At 62.9% G+C, this 15,441-nt stretch carries 22 protein-coding genes; 3 read left to right on the top strand and 19 right to left on the bottom strand.

Features of this window, described 5'->3' with window-relative positions:
• Window positions 1-184 precede the first annotated feature (184 nt).
• Entirely contained in the window at window positions 185-1,177 is a 993-nt protein-coding gene (locus AC2TC0_RS14230; RefSeq protein ID WP_058456880.1) for a DUF2493 domain-containing protein, read from the bottom strand.
• Window positions 1,178-1,855: 678 nt separating this feature from the next.
• On the opposite strand from AC2TC0_RS14230, the gene AC2TC0_RS14225 reads away from it, so the two are divergent.
• Window positions 1,856-2,341: a hypothetical protein gene (locus AC2TC0_RS14225; RefSeq protein ID WP_058456879.1), complete on the top strand. Its 486-nt coding sequence runs from the start codon at window positions 1,856-1,858 to the stop codon at window positions 2,339-2,341.
• 431 nt (window positions 2,342-2,772) lie between these two features.
• Here AC2TC0_RS14225 and AC2TC0_RS14220 read toward each other — a convergent pair whose 3' ends face one another.
• Both AC2TC0_RS14220 and AC2TC0_RS14215 read right to left on the bottom strand, forming a co-directional pair.
• On the bottom strand, window positions 2,773-2,913 hold the full coding sequence (locus tag AC2TC0_RS14220; RefSeq protein WP_156416645.1) for a hypothetical protein: 141 nt from the start codon (window positions 2,911-2,913) through the stop codon (window positions 2,773-2,775).
• Window positions 2,914-3,217: 304 nt separating this feature from the next.
• Window positions 3,218-3,853 (bottom strand): hypothetical protein, encoded by a 636-nt coding sequence (locus AC2TC0_RS14215; RefSeq protein WP_058456878.1) that lies wholly within the window; start codon window positions 3,851-3,853, stop codon window positions 3,218-3,220.
• Window positions 3,854-4,013: 160 nt separating this feature from the next.
• Here AC2TC0_RS14215 and AC2TC0_RS14210 point away from each other — a divergent pair, with 160 nt between their 5' ends.
• On the top strand, window positions 4,014-4,250 hold the full coding sequence (locus AC2TC0_RS14210; protein ID WP_058456877.1) for a hypothetical protein: 237 nt from the start codon (window positions 4,014-4,016) through the stop codon (window positions 4,248-4,250).
• Window positions 4,251-4,286: 36 nt separating this feature from the next.
• Here the strand turns inward: AC2TC0_RS14210 and AC2TC0_RS14205 are convergent, their stop codons facing one another.
• The 11 genes from AC2TC0_RS14205 to AC2TC0_RS14155 all read right to left on the bottom strand — a co-directional run bounded on the left by AC2TC0_RS14205 (window position 4,287) and on the right by AC2TC0_RS14155 (window position 12,224).
• On the bottom strand, window positions 4,287-4,622 hold the full coding sequence (locus AC2TC0_RS14205; protein ID WP_484718167.1) for a single-stranded DNA-binding protein: 336 nt from the start codon (window positions 4,620-4,622) through the stop codon (window positions 4,287-4,289).
• A 468-nt stretch (window positions 4,623-5,090) separates the two neighbouring features.
• The gene (locus tag AC2TC0_RS14200; RefSeq protein ID WP_022675506.1) at window positions 5,091-5,495 is read right to left on the bottom strand and encodes a hypothetical protein; all 405 of its coding nucleotides are present in this window, start codon (window positions 5,493-5,495) and stop codon (window positions 5,091-5,093) included.
• A complete protein-coding gene (locus tag AC2TC0_RS14195) occupies window positions 5,476-5,778 on the bottom strand; it encodes a type II toxin-antitoxin system Phd/YefM family antitoxin (protein WP_484718166.1) in 303 nt (100 codons plus the stop codon). Before AC2TC0_RS14195 ends, AC2TC0_RS14200 begins: the two co-directional genes overlap by 20 nt.
• Window positions 5,779-5,853: 75 nt before the next feature.
• Window positions 5,854-6,225: a hypothetical protein gene (locus AC2TC0_RS14190; protein ID WP_419713701.1), complete on the bottom strand. Its 372-nt coding sequence runs from the start codon at window positions 6,223-6,225 to the stop codon at window positions 5,854-5,856.
• Window positions 6,219-6,734 (bottom strand): hypothetical protein, encoded by a 516-nt coding sequence (locus AC2TC0_RS14185; RefSeq protein WP_484718165.1) that lies wholly within the window; start codon window positions 6,732-6,734, stop codon window positions 6,219-6,221. Before AC2TC0_RS14185 ends, AC2TC0_RS14190 begins: the two co-directional genes overlap by 7 nt.
• 185 nt (window positions 6,735-6,919) lie before the next feature.
• A complete protein-coding gene (locus AC2TC0_RS14180; RefSeq protein ID WP_427468462.1) occupies window positions 6,920-7,420 on the bottom strand; it encodes a DUF736 domain-containing protein in 501 nt (166 codons plus the stop codon).
• Between the two features lie 203 nt (window positions 7,421-7,623).
• On the bottom strand, window positions 7,624-7,974 hold the full coding sequence (locus AC2TC0_RS14175; protein ID WP_484718164.1) for a hypothetical protein: 351 nt from the start codon (window positions 7,972-7,974) through the stop codon (window positions 7,624-7,626).
• A gap of 73 nt (window positions 7,975-8,047) precedes the next feature.
• Window positions 8,048-8,419: a DUF3768 domain-containing protein gene (locus AC2TC0_RS14170; RefSeq protein ID WP_484718163.1), complete on the bottom strand. Its 372-nt coding sequence runs from the start codon at window positions 8,417-8,419 to the stop codon at window positions 8,048-8,050.
• A 59-nt stretch (window positions 8,420-8,478) separates the two neighbouring features.
• Window positions 8,479-10,152 (bottom strand): ATP-binding protein, encoded by a 1,674-nt coding sequence (locus tag AC2TC0_RS14165; RefSeq protein ID WP_484718162.1) that lies wholly within the window; start codon window positions 10,150-10,152, stop codon window positions 8,479-8,481.
• 102 nt (window positions 10,153-10,254) lie between these two features.
• Complete coding sequence (locus AC2TC0_RS14160) at window positions 10,255-10,890, bottom strand: DUF7007 domain-containing protein (protein ID WP_484718161.1); 636 nt, start codon at window positions 10,888-10,890, stop codon at window positions 10,255-10,257.
• Window positions 10,891-10,937: 47 nt separating this feature from the next.
• Window positions 10,938-12,224, bottom strand: coding sequence for a hypothetical protein (locus AC2TC0_RS14155; RefSeq protein WP_484718160.1), 1,287 nt, complete (start codon window positions 12,222-12,224; stop codon window positions 10,938-10,940).
• Window positions 12,225-12,289: 65 nt separating this feature from the next.
• Between AC2TC0_RS14155 and AC2TC0_RS14150 the strand changes: the two genes are divergently transcribed.
• The gene (locus AC2TC0_RS14150; RefSeq protein ID WP_371422083.1) at window positions 12,290-12,787 is read left to right on the top strand and encodes a hypothetical protein; all 498 of its coding nucleotides are present in this window, start codon (window positions 12,290-12,292) and stop codon (window positions 12,785-12,787) included.
• A 33-nt stretch (window positions 12,788-12,820) separates the two neighbouring features.
• Here AC2TC0_RS14150 and AC2TC0_RS14145 read toward each other — a convergent pair whose 3' ends face one another.
• The 5 genes from AC2TC0_RS14145 to AC2TC0_RS14125 all read right to left on the bottom strand — a co-directional run bounded on the left by AC2TC0_RS14145 (window position 12,821) and on the right by AC2TC0_RS14125 (window position 15,243).
• Complete coding sequence (locus AC2TC0_RS14145; protein ID WP_484718159.1) at window positions 12,821-13,315, bottom strand: RES family NAD+ phosphorylase; 495 nt, start codon at window positions 13,313-13,315, stop codon at window positions 12,821-12,823.
• Window positions 13,316-13,319: 4 nt separating this feature from the next.
• Window positions 13,320-13,670: an antitoxin Xre/MbcA/ParS toxin-binding domain-containing protein gene (locus AC2TC0_RS14140; RefSeq protein ID WP_022675518.1), complete on the bottom strand. Its 351-nt coding sequence runs from the start codon at window positions 13,668-13,670 to the stop codon at window positions 13,320-13,322.
• A gap of 81 nt (window positions 13,671-13,751) precedes the next feature.
• Window positions 13,752-13,952 carry a hypothetical protein gene (locus AC2TC0_RS14135; protein ID WP_484718158.1) on the bottom strand — a complete coding sequence of 67 codons (201 nt, stop codon included), beginning with the start codon at window positions 13,950-13,952 and terminating at the stop codon, window positions 13,752-13,754.
• Window positions 13,953-13,966: 14 nt separating this feature from the next.
• A complete protein-coding gene (locus AC2TC0_RS14130; protein WP_484718157.1) occupies window positions 13,967-14,590 on the bottom strand; it encodes a DUF6927 domain-containing protein in 624 nt (207 codons plus the stop codon).
• Window positions 14,591-14,601: 11 nt separating this feature from the next.
• Entirely contained in the window at window positions 14,602-15,243 is a 642-nt protein-coding gene (locus AC2TC0_RS14125; RefSeq protein ID WP_022675521.1) for a hypothetical protein, read from the bottom strand.
• Window positions 15,244-15,441 lie beyond the last annotated feature (198 nt).

Below are 15,441 nucleotides of genomic sequence, written 5' to 3'. Positions count from 1 at the left end.
GCAAGATGCAAAGCATCGAGCATGGGCAAGGCGCGCCGAGCCAAGGTACAAGCGCGGCTGATAAACTCAGGGATCGCGATGCTCGCGTCAGCGGGCAAAGGGGGTTCGATGCCCCCAGAGCCCGCCCTTTACGCAAAAGAAGAGCGGAAGGCCCCGGCATAAGCCAGAGCCTTCCGAAAAGCGCTCACGCAAAGTTGCGCGACCGTACCTGCGCCTGATCACTGATGCGGCGGATGTGCAGCGGCACGCCTGCCTGACGGAGGCGCTGTGCAAGGTTCGACTGGATGCCCGATCCTTCCCCAATGATCGCTTCGACCGGGTTCAGTTTGACGATGCTCTCGTTGCGCAGGAACGGAGCGCGGTTGCCGTGGCGTTGGTCGGGAACGAACAGGATCGTGTTGACCCCGTTCTGTTGTGCCCATGCACCCGCCATGGCATCGACGCCCTTGCGCATGCCGGTCGTGCCCAGGACCATGTTGGGGATCCGCGACTTGATGTCGTCGAGGATAGCCCAGATCATCGCGAAATCGTGCCAATCCTTCTGGCCACCTGACACGATCACCAGCGGGCCATCGGGCTGGAATTGCGCTCTGCGATCCTTGGCGCGTGCTGCGAGGAAATCGCGTGCCTGCACTTGGCTTGCGGTAACCCCGTTCTTGCTGACTTGCGATCCCCGTGCGGCCGTGAAGGGGCGACCGGTTTCGACCCGGTAGACGTCCGCTGCATGATCGCGCATCGCCTCGAGCGCTTCGCGGCATCCTTGCAGCGTCTGGCAGAGCTGCTGTGTTTCCTCGAGCTCGACGGCGTAGATTTCCGAAGGATCGAAGTGGCGGGCCATTTCGCCAAGCTTCTTCGCGGCATCGTCCTCGCGACCTTCAGCAAGACGTGCGGTCATGTGGAAGGAGTTGACCATGCCCCAGGCGAGTTGCTGCGCAAATTCCTCCATGCGCGTGTCCTTGAGGACATCGAAGATCGTTCCGATTGCCATCTCCACGGCGCGGCGCGCCATGTCGGGATCCGGCATCTCTGCGGCGATTGGAGCCTCGATGATGTTGAGCTTTGCCAGATCGCTGTGTTCGAGGAACGCCCCGTCGTAGGATTCTGTGATCCCTTCACGTGCATCGGCAAGATTGATGCGTGCCTGAGCCAGATCGGCGAACGAGTTGAAAACAGTCATAAAAGCCTCCGATTTTTGAAATCGTCCCCACATTGGGAACAGCCAAAAACCCATCGGGCCGGACGGACCGTGTCAGGGACGGCGAGCTCGTCTCGCCGCCGCCATGGCGGGCGTGGGGGAACCGATTTTCTGCGTGGTGGCTGGCGCGCAGCGACACAGCCTCCCCGCTGAAAATTGGGGGGACCGCGATCCTTGACTAAGGGGCGGCCGCCGATAAGTTTCGGCAGGTGTTCCTGTGTGTGTGGAAGAGACGTTCCCGCCCTCGAGCAGGTGAGACGAAGGCAGGGCCGGTCAGGCGCTTCAGCGCCACACCGGGCCGCCCCTTCGGCCCTGCGAAGGGGTTACAGCGGGAACTCCCCCCATCTTGAGAGACCGTTTGGCGGGGCTGGTCGCAAGACGACGGACTGTCAGGGATGATGCCGCAAAGCGGGCATCACCGCCACGCGGGCGGTGAAGGCAAGCGCAGCGACAGCCTGAGCCGATCCTTGACCGGACGGAGGATACCGAATGACCCGCCTGCTCGCAGCAGCACGCATTACGGTCGGAAAGCTCCGAGCGCGAACGCCTTCCTGGCAAGGAAAGGCGCGTTCGCGGGTAAGGGGCGCTGCCCTGCCCGCATGGGCGGCACTTAGCGAACGAGCCCATTGTCGGAGCCCGCATTGACGCTATGTTCGGGCCATGGCCGTCTGGCAGTTCGTCATCAACCTCATCCCTGCCTCTGCGGCGCGTATCGCAGGGGTCCACGCAGCACGGATGAGCCGCGGGCAGCTCGAGGAAGTTGTTCTGGCACTGCCCATCGCAAAGGCGGATGCGCTGTTCGCAAAACTCGACATGCTGCTGCCCGAGAAGCCGCGATCGTACACCGGTCTCCGGGTGTGGGGTGACGAACCTGCGGACGACATTCAGGTGAGCTTCGATGACGAATTCATCGAAGAAATCCAGGTCCGCTTCGACGCGGCAGATCTCTCTTTGCCTTTGGTCGGCGGGGTCTGCGACGTCGCGCGGCAACTCGACTGCGTCTTTGCAACGCCGGAGGGTGCGATCATTCAGCCAAGCAGGGAAGCTGTCGTCAGGACGGTTCTGCAATCAGACGCAGCGCATTTCGTGAGAGAGCCACAGGGCTTCATCGAAAAGGCGGTCCGTCTGGATCAGGAGGACCGATAGGGTCCATACCAGTGGCGGGCCACATTAAGTGACGAGCAGGAGCCGTACTTGAAGCAGACCGGCAGCTTCGTGCAGTTTGCCGCGGAAACGACAATAGCCGAGATGGCTGCGGCGGCGGTGTCTATGCACAGTTCGCACAGCAGATTCTGGCAATCTTGATCTCACCTGATGCCTCCTTGGCCAACACCTCGGAAAGAGGGACGGCTTGTTGCGGAAAGACTTGATGAATGCCTCGATGGCACGGCTTGCACACAGCATGTCGATGAGCTTCATCCGTGTATCGCTTATCGCCACGCTCAAAATCATGATGAGTGTCCGCACATCCGTCGCTAAGCGTTATGCTGCAGCGTGCGCAAACGGAATTCTCTTCGCGCGTTTTCTTGCGCCGTTTGCGCTCCGACCCACTGACGTTGGCCATATCTCATCTCCTTTCAAAGGTCTGATAAACGAAGAAGTTTGAAACGTGAAATCGCGCGCGGCAACTCGGCCGCGAGCGGCGGAACCGAGAGCCGGCGGGCCATCAGAAACGCAATGCCCCGGCGCAGCCCGAGCCGCTTGAGAGCGCCGCTCATCAGGCGGCAGCGCGCAAGCGTGGCCAGCGGCCAAATGCGTCAGCGATCGTCACCTGAAGGACCGAGACCTTTCAGGGGCTCGGTGAAGCCTTGGGTGCGCGAAGCCTTCGTGAAGACGGGGCCGCAGCGCACGGGGCGGAATAGAGCGCGATCCCGGCCAGAGGTCGGGAGACGCCACCCACTGTTTATCCTGCGAGGGGGCAACCAAGTTTGAAGCAAGGCCGCTTGCATGACGGTAGCCTCATGCAAGGCGCGCGTACGGAAGATGATACATCAACCACTCCGCTTGCCAGAGCACCATTTCCTAGCCAGAGGTCCGTCGCGCCGCTGCAGCTTCCTCATTTGAGGGGCGCCTTTCGCCAGCATCTATGCGCGCTTTGGCAGCTTCCCAGATGGCTGGTATTTCATCGAAAGCCGCTTCGCCTGCTTCCCAGTAGTATTGGAAGAATGCCTGGATCAGCGGCAGCCGGACCGAGTAGAGGTCATCGGTTGCAAAGCCAATGTCGAAGCGGATGATGGGCGCGAACGGGTAGCTTCGGTTGGTGGGTTCGATCTCGGGGTTAGTGGCGAAGGCGAGCGATTTTTCGATCACCTTTTCTCTCAAGATTTCATAGATCGGCTCAATGCCCTGGTCCCATTCGACGTCTTCGATGGCCTTGGTTAGGCGATCGAGCGTTTCGCTCCGCGAGGCCCATGCCTCATCGGGAAGGGTTCGGATGGCGGCTATGATCGCCTTTTGTTGTGCGTCGAGCACGGTTCGGGAGAAGTCGCGCCATTCGTCCCAGATGGCTTCGTCGTCGTGGACGTGGTTCTGAGCTGAACTGAAATACTCGGTCAGCGCTTGTCGGACGATTTCGGATCGATCGTGCCGCTGGTACTGGGCTGCGTTATCCAGATGCTCCTCGAGCTGTTCGTCGAGATTTACCCTAAAGAGTGCCATGATGTCATACTCCTCAGCTGCAATGTGCGGGATTATTGCGCTTTTTTGCTTCGGCGCAAAGTGTCTTGTTATTCGGTTTGCGGGTCTTTCTGATCAGGCCGATTGCGCAACCCCGCAGCACGCTTGACAACTAATGTTCTTATGATGTTCTGCCGTGGCTATGGGCAGCAAGCGTCTCGATACGGTGGCCGATCTGGTTCGCCATGGCCTCAACGCACAGGTTGAATGTCTCGCATGCCGCCGCGTTGTGATCGTTCCGGCGGCCAAACTGCGAGACCGATGCTTTGCCAAATCCATCCCGATGAAGCTGGAGATCGTCGCGCGGCACTTGCGCTGCAGCTGCGGTCACCGGGGAACCAAGCTGGACGCCACCGGTGTCCAGCTGTCGCCCCCCTGAAAGGGCTCGGGCGACGCCTGCGCGTCGCCCTGCCGGTCAGATAAACTCGACGTTCTCGGCGATGATCTCGCAGCCATAGCGGTCGTTGCCTTCGGCGTCCTGCCAGCGCGAGTAGTGGATGCGGCCCGTCACGGCGAGCTGGTCACCCTTGGCCTTGTGCTGGCGCAGCGGGAGCCCGAGGCCGTTGAAGACGGTGATCTTGTGGAATTCGGCATCCTTGACCGGGTAGCCGGTTTCCGGATCCTTCTGGATCTTGCCGTCGCGGATAACCGGACGTTCGGTCACGAGGATCAGTTCGGTGATGCGGGTGTCGCTGCGGTCGCGGGCAACGGGATCTTTGGCGAGACGGCCGACGAGGTTGACGATGTTCATTGCAAGAGCCTCCTTGGTGCCGACGGCTCGTCCGCCGGTGCCCTTGTCGGGCCTCAGCGGGAGAGCTGGGACACCGCGCGCTTCAGCGCCCGGGGAACCTCGGAAATCGAGGTGGTGCGGGCAGCCCGGCTTGCCGGGCAACACGGCTCGCATTTCTGCAGGTTGGCCCTAAGCTCGACCAGAGAGGCATGGGCACTGGTCGGCAGACGTGCTGTTGGCACAGGAGCTTATCGCACGCCTGGACATCAACTTCGCCGCGTACCGGCTTGTTATTGACGATGATGATCACGGGATAATTCGCCCGCCCTTGCCGATCCCGGTGAGCGAGAGGTCCCTTTGCGGCACTGATCCGGAATACCCGACCTCGGCCACCTCCGGCGCCAATCCACAACGCCGGCGTCACTGGCCTGACGTTGATGCACAATCAGACAAGGCTCCAAGGAGCAGGCTGCCTCGGCGTTCCGGAAATCAATCGCGATCGACGGCAGCGGCGCCCCAGGCTCCGATGGCATCGATGATCTTTGCTGTGAACCGCGGTGGGAGTCGTCCGGCAATGTACCCGGGCTGCTTCATCAGGGGTCTGATGTCGAACCCGGGCCAGGTGAACCGGTTGAATTCCGAAACGACAATCGCGCTACCCGGAACGAGCCCGGCTGTGCGTGCGATCTCATCGGGGATGGGGATGGCGTTCTTGCGCCCCTCGCCCTTGGTCGTGATCGCGGCGACCAGATAGCGCGAGCCGTCCACACCCACGACGACGACGAAGCGTTCCTTGACGCCTTCGTCGCGGCCTCGTCTCTGCTCTTCCTCGAAGAGATAGACGTAACGGAGGATATGGCCTGCGGCGGGGCGGTCAGTCTTCCCAGCGGTCATTGGCGAGTTCGCTGTCCGAAGGCCGAGCATTGGCAAAAGCCTTGCGGTCGGCTTCGGTCATGTCGGACGAAGCGACAGCTTCAATATTCATGTGGCCCGCGATCACGCCGCGCGCCGCCTGTTCAAGATGGCGGAAATATTCGCTATCTGCGATCACATGCCGCTCGCGGCCATGGCTGGTGAGGACGACCGGCTGCTTGGTCGCAAGGTCGAGGAACTCGCCGGTGTTGTTGTGAAACCGGGTCAGGGGAACCCTGGGGTGCTCATTCGCCGCCGCTGGCATGGTGGTATCTCCTCTTGGCCTTAAAATAGCAATTATTGCCAAAATAGCAAGATTTCTGTGGCGACCCCAGCTGCGCTAGCTGTCCACCTCTGTTACCGGCAGCTCCGGCAACAAGGGGACGAGGCCCGCATCAATCGCAAAGTCCAGAGTCCGTGCGAGGCGGCAGGCTCGAGCGATTGACCCGTCTGGAACATCGAGCGCCCTTTCAATGTGCCCAAGGGTTTCGCCAGCGCCCGGCGCACAGACCGCGTGAAGCTTGCCCGGTTCTGCGGTGATGGCAAAGGGCCAGGTCATCGCGACGCCGACAATCCCTTCATCGAGAATGAGCAGAGTATCGCCAGCAGCGATAGTCTCGTCGGTCTGCACGGCGTCGTAGGCATTGCCCGTCGAAGCGAACGCATGGATCCGCCAGGCGCTGAAGGCGAAGCGCTCGCTGTCGGTCAGCATGGCAGGCCCCCTTCAGAAAAGGCGCGCTGCGCCGCTTCCGGAAAGGCTGCGGTGAGGTTGCGGTGGAGCGGCCCGGAGGACGCCGGAAAGAATGCGCCGGTGCTGCTCGGCCGTGTGATCCGCAGCGCGCTTGCGACGGCATCCAAGACGAAACCCGCCAGCTGATCGCTGACCGTCAGCTTGCCGAATTCAGGCGGTGCAAACCCGGCCTGATGCCAGAAGGCGATGCCGGTCTCGAGGGCCTCGAGATAGCTGGCATGGCTGCCATCGTCCTGCTCATTGTCGATGCTCGCCTCGACCGTCCGGTAGGTTCCGAAATCATGAGCGTTAGCCTTGATACGCAGGGTCACGCCCGGAGGCGGAGGCCCAGCCACCGCGATCAGCGCAGCCCTGTAGAGCATGGCTTCTGCGGTATTCACGAGGTCGAAGTTCGGGGTGTGGCCGATCTGCGCGCAGTCTTCGTTCCACGGAGCCCCGCCAAGATCGAGAGTCCAGTTCGTCTGTGCCATTCAAGCCTCCTTTGCTCGAACGGCACCTCCCCCTTCCCTCTCGTTGGCCGAGCTCCTTCAGCAGTTCTGTGGAGCCCGACAGCAGCGGGCAAAAGAAAAGGCCCGCCCGCGACAAATGCGCGGACGGGCCTTCCCGATGTGACCGGCGCGGGTCGCGGCACCGGTCACGGGGGGGCTTGTCCCGGTCAGGCGTCGACGCTCGCGCGCGTCTTGCCCTTGGGTGCGGGAGCGGTGCTCTCGCCCAGACCGTCGCCGGTGGCAGCGGCGCTGTCAACGCTGCGGTCGCTGGCCGGTTCGTCGCCGGTGGCGGTGAGCGGCGGCAGGGCGCCTTCGCTCTCGCTGCCGAAGCCGTCGAGCGAGGCCTTGGGCTTCGAACGGCGCCAGGCGACATTGAAGCTGCCATCGTTCTGCTGGAACATGGCGACCGGGATCGGCGCCGAGAGGCTGGGGTCGTCGATTTGGCCCGACAGGAAGCATTCACCGGTCTCGTTCGACGAGTATTCCCACAGCGCGCCGATCTTGACCCAGCTGCGGCGATCCGCCGAGAGCGCCATGAGGTCGAACTTGGGTGCGCGCTCGTTGCTGGATTCGAAGGCCCGCAGAGCAACCGTTGCGCTGAAGGTCAGGGTGGTGATGCGGCCGATGTGAACGCCTTCTGCGTTGGCCTTGAGGGTGCCGATGTTCATGTCAAATTCTCCTGATGCTGTCCGAACCCCTTGTCCGGAACACCTTCTCCCATCCCCCCTCTCCTCCGGGCCCTTGGCCCGGCCCGTGCGCCAGCCACCGCAGGCGCGCGTAATCCTGTCCAGCCCAGAGGGCTGAGGAGCCTCGATGCATGGTTCTGGAGATGAATCGGCCCTGCTTCGAGCAATGCGCGGTCCGTACCGACCTAAGCTTCGGGCTCGGACCCGTCCTTGATTTGGCTGAGGCGCACCATGAAGGCCTTGGCTTCGAGCTGATTGGGTCCATCGCGGGTGGCGAGGCATGCCATCCTGTCGATCTCGAGCTGTGCGGCAAGACTTGCCTCGATCTGGCAGTAGGGCTCCAGCACGCGGATTGCGTCAACGGCGCGGGGCAGCTCGCCGAAGGCAGTGCCGACCCACACGATTTCGATCTCCTCTCCGTCTTCGTCAGGGGCGCTCAGAACCTGCGCAAAATAGGTCTGCAACGGGCGGTCCCACCCGACAAAGGCGCTTGCCGCCGCAATCCCGTCACGAAGCGGTACTTTGTGTCTGCTCAAGCGCTTTTTACCTCCCCATCAGGTTTTGGAGGGCTGCCGGGTGACGCACCGATATGCCTGTCCCTCACAATGATCAGTAGTCCGCTGGCCGCATCAGCGTGACGACGCGCCGTGTCATCGCTGGATTGGCCGGATCCTCTGACCCGAACGCCAGTTCGGTGTCGTAATAATCGACTTTCATCAGCACCTTGATGCCATCGACATCCATGCTTGCAAAGTCTCGCTCGGGTGAGTCCGGGGCGAAGGTGCAATGGCGCAGAGCGGCCATCAACCGAGCCTGGGCCATCATGCTGTCTGCCACGGTGTCGCCGCCGAGTTCTGCAAGCAGCCCGGAGGTCATGACGATGCGGGCCGTTCGGTCACGGCCTTGGCGTGCGGCATCATTGAGCAGCGCGATCCGCTCGGTGCGCTGCCGAGCGCAAGAGAGGTCGGATGTGTCATGCATTGGAGGTCTCCTCCCGATCAAAGGGGCGATCAGCGGGCAACCGGACGGCATCGCGAGCCTCAGCCGGCAGGCTGACAAGCGGACAGCTGAACATTGATCGCGGTCCCGGGGGCGACGGTAATGGCAACCTGCCGGTCCTTGGGAATGACCCACAGGATGCCGGCGAGCGTGTCGCGGATACGCGCCGCAATGGCCTCGTCCTCGCCGAGCAGCACCCGGGCCGCAAGCTCGCGCGCATCGCGCAAGAAGTGCTCGTGCTGGGTGTCCCAGGAGTCGGCCTCGCTGTCGTCGTTCGCGCAGAAACAGACGTTCTCGATCAGATCGACCAGCGTTTCAGGAGTCAGCGCCGGACCCGGAACATAGGCAATGCGGATCTGGTCGATGCCGCTGTACCAGCCATCCTCGCCGACGACGAAGGCGACATCTGCCGAGATCCGTTCCTCGCGCTGCGTTTCGCTGGCGCGGTGGAAGACACAGAACCGCAGCTCGATCGTCTCGGCACGAACATGGTCATCGAGCGGGGGGAAGCTGCCGTTTTCGGCGATAACGTGGCCCTGCTCCCCCGCTTCAACATAGAAGCGCACGTTGCCGAGCTGATGCAGCGCGTCATACCAGCCATAGCCAGCGTATGCGGGATGGTTCTCGACGAGGTGCGGGCGCAAGGGGTGGTCGCGCAGCGCGCGCTCCAGTCCCTGGGCAATATCGGGCTCAAGATCCGCGACAAGGATCGTGTCCGCACCTGCTGCGACCTCCTCATACTCGACATTGACGTTGTCGCTCTCCGCGATGGCAGCATGCCAGCGGGGCAGACAGGGGTCGGCCTCGGGCAGGGCAACCCCCAGATCGCGCGCTTCCTTCCAGTTCTCGAAGGAAAGCCGGTGCTGGCCTCTGTGCGCCAGCGCGGCATAGATCGTGCGCTTGCACGCTGCCTGCAGCGCCGCAAATGCGGCGTTCTCGACGAATTCCTTGCGCGCCGGGAGCACAAGGGCAAGGCCCGGGGTGGCCCCGATATCGAGCCGGGCATGGTATGTTTTGCCGCCAAGGCTCTCCGAGACGCTGGCAAGCTTGCGGGTGAGCACCATCCCATGGAAATTCGTCGTGGGGTCCTGGTGGTATTCGCGCCCTTCGAACACGCCGATCTGGCTGCCGTTCCACTCGGCGATGTAGATTGCCTTGGCGAGGAAGTCCTCGCGCGGCATTTCCGTGCCATTGAAGAACACCGGCAGCGGGTAGAACTTCGCGACCTCGCGCAGAATCCGCTCGGTGGTCTGCTCGCTCACTCCGGGCATCAGGAAGGTGATGGTCGTCCCGACGGGGCGAGCAAGGGGCTGCACGGCAATGTCCTGCGCGCCGGTCCAGCCATCCGCTGGGACATGGACCGACCATCCGATGTCGGCATCGGTATGACGCGAGCTGATCCGGGTTTCCTTGCCCGCCAGGCTGAAGACACCCATGCCTGCCGGGTCTTCGGCCTCATGGATGTGCTGGCTCCAGCCCGAATCCCCCAGCGCAATCATGGTCTGCGGATGGGCGACTCCGGTTCCATCATCGACAAGGGTCAGGCGCGCTGCGTCCTGATCCGCGCAGCAGGCGATATCGATCCGGGAAGCGCCCGCGCGGCGACTGTTCTGGAGGAGCTCGCCGAGGATATCGCCGATGGTGCCATTGAAGAGGCGCGTGACTTTGGTGATCGTCTTCGGGCTGACGCTGGGTCGAATAACTGTCGGATTCATGACAAGGGGTCCTTCATCGCACTGTTTCGCCCCTCCCCTCCCCCTTCCCTTCAGAACGGCGGATTGATGCCTGGCCGGAACGCGGCCGCCTCGGCCTGCTCTTCAGCCAACGCGCTTGGGTCGCAGGGCGTCAGGCGTCGGGATGATCTCGTGCGCCGTATCACGCAGCGCCGTAACCTCGCCGCGAGCGGCGTAGAGGTCCTTGGCGATGAGCGCGCAGACTTCGGCCTCGCCATAGGTTGGCCGGCCAAGGTGATCGACGCGCTCGACTTGTCGGGCAATCACGCCGACTTTGCCTTCCGGCACCCACTCGGCCCAATCGCCCCAGGCGCTGGTCACGCAGAATTCGCCGATCGCGGCCATATAGGCCTTGCGCGTCCGCAGGATCGCAGAGGAATTCTCCTCTACGGCCTCGCCGGTGAAGGCGCTGAAGCGGTCCGGGTGCCAACATCGGGTAGTATCGCGGGCAAGCTGCAGGAAGCCCGCAGAGCAGAAGCCCTGCCCTTCAAGCTCGCTGGTGAAGGCGAGGATCGGAAGCCCCCAATCGCAATCTTCTTCGTAAGCCCCGCTTTCGATTTGCAGCGCCGCTGGCATGGCGGCCTGTCTCTGATCGGACAGAATGATACCGCCGTGGCTGGCGGTCATAACTGACCATATGCCGGGGGCCAGCTGATCGGCCTGCTGGACTGCGCCCCAGATGGAAGTGGAGGGGCGCGGTGATGGGGCAAAACATGGCATGAGCGAACTCTCCTGTTGCAGGTTCGCTCAGACCCTCCCCCTCTTCTTCAGCTCAGGATCCCGAGAGCGGTCCGGGCAACGATCTCGGGCGTGACGTCTCCAAGAGCGAGGGCCGCCACCGGTCCAAGCTGCGAAAGACGAGTCCGCTCGATTGCCCTGAGGGCGAGATAATCCTCGTCGGACGACTGGAGGATTTGCAGCGCAAAGCGGCACTCCTGCCCGGTGTTGTCGTCGAGAAGGGCGATCAGGAAATCCGGCCTTACGGAGACGTCCGCAAATGGCAGATCGAAGAGGATCTTCTTCACCGCCATCCGGATGTCCCGGCGTCGCAGGATATACTGCGCGTCTTGGAGCGCCCGCAGAACGTCTCGGTCGTGGTCTCGCTCTGTCGGCACGAACTGGTTGCCGCTCAAGACAGGCTGAGCGTAGGCGCGCAGCGCGACATAGCCCTCCTTCCTGCTGTGCTCGCCGACGACGGCGAGCACAAGGAACGGCGGCTCAACTTCGGCGCGGATGATCCCGGTGTGCTGGATGCGGTTTCGGACCGAGATCGTGCCGAGACCGGTGACGATCTCGGTGGAAGTGACCGCATTGGCCTCGAGCAGAAGAAACGCCTGGGGCGCGAATTCATGAGGCCATCTCTCGGCCGCAGAGCGCAGCCGGGCGTGAACCCGCCGCTTTTCGTAATCGATGGCGTTCGTGTAGAGATGGGCCGAGAGCGGAACCCCGGGCGCAATCTCGAGACCTTGCGCAGCCCGGCGCAGGAAACGCATCTCCTGGCTGATCGAGCCCTCCCGTGGCCCTGCTGGCGGAAGTTCGCGCAGCACGTTGGAACCCGCCCGCTCGAGCAGCAGCCACAGCAGTTTGCCGAGGCGCGGGATTGCAACACCACGCGACCGGTCGTCTGGCTCACTGTGGTCCGGTTTCTGGGCGAGTTTCTCCGGCGCCTTCTGGTGCGCGTTGAACAGGCCATCTGGAACATCGAGCGCGTAGAGCGAATCCCTTGCTGTCTCGCGGATGCGCGGCGGTGCCTGGGGCAGGAAAAATGGACACGCCGGCGCATGCATCGGCCTCGAAGTCAGCCGCCGCAGGTAATAGGTTTCCTGAAAGCTCAGGTAGGCCGGGCTCAGCAGCGGCGGCGCGGTGACCTCGCCCAGACAATCGCAGGCGAGCCATTTGTGATTCTCGCGCGCTGTCACGACGAGGGAGACGCAGGCCCGGTGATCGGCCTCGTTGCCATGGCCCGTGTACCAGCGGACCAAGGCTGCCCGCAGACCGTCGCCAATGGCGACGCGCCCGGTGCTACCTGTGGTGTCCTTGGCCACCAACCACATGGTCTGACGCTCTTGACCGCCCCTTTTGTTCACTCTATGTTCGTCACATAGAGGAATTTTGTCTTATGAACAAGGTATTCGATCTCGGCCAATTCGACCTCGATCTGACGCTGCGCGATGCATCGGTAGACCCGCTGGTGACGCCTACGCGGCGCTCGCTCAGCAATGCCTCTATCGGGATAGAAGCGTTCGATGCCTATTATTCGGCGCGCGAACTCTACGAAGCGCTGCAGGGGGTTTTCCTGGGCACACCCGGTGCCAAGAACAAGTTGACGCAGGTGCTTTCGTGCCAGTGCGATGATTATCAGCGGTGTCTCTACTACACGCTGGCGGGGCGCGGCATTGTCCAGATGCTGGATGATCTCGAATGGCTGCTCGATCTCCTGCGCCCTCGCTGCGAAATGTCGGGGAAGCTCCTTCGCTCCGGCGAGAGGCCTGCACCGCAGGTCAATCCCTATGTCGCAAGCGAGCCCGACGGGCCCGTTCCGGCACGCTCGGCCGACTTCGTCGAGGGACCCTCGTGGTATCTCGATCCGTCGCTTGGCGGCCGGATCGAGGACTAGGCAGGCATCAGCTTGCCGGCCTCACCGGCAGAATCAGGGATTGCGCAGGCCAAGCCGGTCGGCGTCATCTACGAGCGTGATGCGCCCTTCCCAGTGCCACAGGACAAGGTTGAGAGCGTCGGCGGGAGCGCCGCGGGCGTAGCTCGGCACGACAATGCCCACATAGCCTTGCGCGATCGCGGCCTCCGCCAGATCTTGCGTCGGGACCGGTTTGCCTGAGAGCATCCAATCGCGCCACGCCGGGTCGGCGAGCTCAGCCGGTGCGATACCGAAAGGCCGCAATGCAGCCGCATCGCGGCCATCGAGCAACGGTCCGATATCGGCCTGATAAGCGACGAGCGTGGTGGGCTGGAGGGTGCCAACCTGATTGGCCTCGCGCAGCGCGGTCTCTGGGGCGAGGGAAGTATAGAGCGCGCTGCGCCCGATGCGATTGAACCGTCCGCCAAACCGGGCCGCCCCCTCCCCTGAGAGGGGTTCGCGGGACCAGACCGGATTGTGGGCGCGGTAGAGCAGCCCGGTGAAGTGCATGAGGCTAGGCGTGAATGCCAGCGTCGACGGCGTCGATATAGGTCAGAACGTCATCGGCCCGGTTGTTCTGCACAAGCTGCATTGCAGTCTGGCCCGAAAAGCCCGGCAGCGGCTCAGAGCGGTACCAGGCATAGGCCAGCAAGGCTGAACCGAACCGCGGTTCGACCTTGTTGAGCACTTCGACCATCTGCCGAAGGCGGCGCTGGGTACGATCGGAGGCAATCCGGTCCTTGCGCTGGATCGCGTCCTTGCCGAGACCCAGCGAGCGCGCCAGTTCGTCGCTGGTGGTGCGCAGCGCATCGACGATTTTGCGCGGAGCAAACGCGCCATTGTCCGCATAGTTCTGAATCGCCATTGCAAAGCTCCATGAATTCTGACGTGACATAGCGTCATTCTGCGCGGCTTTCAAGCTGCCATAGGGCTGGCGCCGAGTTCGTCACAGGACGACAACTTGCAGTTCGATCGCACCGGGTGGGTTTTCTCCCGTCGGCATGGCACAGAAGGGCTGGAGCGTGTTGCCGGTTCTGACCACAGCGTGGCTCTTCCCGGTTTTCGCGCTCATCCGGATGGCGACGCGCTCGGCATTGGCCCGCCCGCAAAGCACACGGCGGCGCGGATCGAGGCTGGCAGAAGTCATGGAAGAGGCCCTCGCTACTGGGCTATCGGGAAGAAGGTCTTGATCCTTCGGGCGGGACGAATGATCTCGAAGCGCCGCTCCATAAGCCGGGAGATACGATAGGCCCCGAAGCCATCGGGTGTCCGCAGCTCGATCTTGTTCCCGCGCTTGCTGACCCGGAACTCGCGGTGTTCGCTGCCGTCGGTAAAGCGCAGCGGTTCGGGAAGCCGCAGGATGTCGCCGTCAGCGACCTTTCGCTCCTTGAGACGCAGCATGGCGTAACACCGGTTCCGCCAGTCCAGGGCATAGGGGTGCGAGGATGAGGTGAGCAGTTCCAGGATGCTTCGCGGGCAATTCGCCTCGACGGGGCCGGATTGCTCATCCATGTCCTTGTACCCGAAGATCAGGCCATCGGCCGCCTTCGGGTTCCAGCGGACCAGGCAGATAACCGCCGTCACGTAGAGCCTCTCGCGATCTTCACCGTAGCGCTCGACGGCTGCATAGTAGGTGCTGCCGGTGAAAACGCTCTTGAGGACCCGGCACCCCCGGAACGGAGCATCTTCGCAGGCCTCCCGTTCGTAGGTCAGCTGATCGTCGAGATAGGCTTTGGGCGTTTCATGCCCTCCCATCCCTGTGCGGTGCATGTAGAGCCAGCCCATGTGCGTGTCCTTCAGATGAGCCCCGGCTGAGCCGGAGGTGCGATTTGCAGTTCGCGGGCGATCCGCGCTGTGAGTGCCGGAATGTCGGCAAGCGCGGTGATCGGAGCCTTGCGCATGACCGCGCCGGGGGGCTTCCAGAACGGGTTCCGCCAGGCGAGACCCGGTTCGCCGAACCGCTCGGGGCTGATGCGGATGTAGACACCGTCTGCTTCGAGCACATGCTCACCGGCGAGGGCCTCCTGCGAGGTGTAGTAGCTGATGCGGTAGGCGGAATGATCGAGCCCGATCCCGGCTGCGATCTGGCGCAGCGCGCGCGTACCCTCGCGCCGGTAGTGTCGCAGTTCTTCAGGACGATAGTCGATCCCGCGCTTGACCAGCGCAATGATCGCAGGTCGGTGCTTGAGCTCGCCGAGGCGCTCGATGCACTGTGCCCGCAAGATCTGGTCGTCGGCCTCGCAGGTTGTCGGCCTTCCGTCGGCAATGCGCTGAAGGTGGCGAGTGAGGAGCAGAACCGCGGGACAGGTGGCGACCTGCCGGCCTGCGAGGCGCACATCATCGACGGCCTCGTTCAATGCTCGCAGCGCGGTCTCGAACGTCGTCAGCCCATCGGGCTCGAGCGCGCGGCGGTAACGATAATCGATGTCGCAGGACATGCGGCTTCCTTTCCATTGCAAGTGCAATGGCCTCCTCCCCCTCCCCTCAATGCAGACTGCGGTGATGTTTCCCTGAGCTTCTCAGGGACAGTGGCTCATAGATCATCGGCCGTAAGAGAGCCCCGGGAGCGACCTGTTCGAGGATTCTCGCAATTGCCGAGACCGCAGCGCCAGCCTCGGTTGTCTGGATGACCAAGG

This window comes from Sphingopyxis sp. sgz302558 (assembly GCF_057220455.1).
The sequence above is the reverse complement of the archived record's forward strand: the minus strand, read 5'-3'. Positions and strand labels throughout refer to the sequence as shown.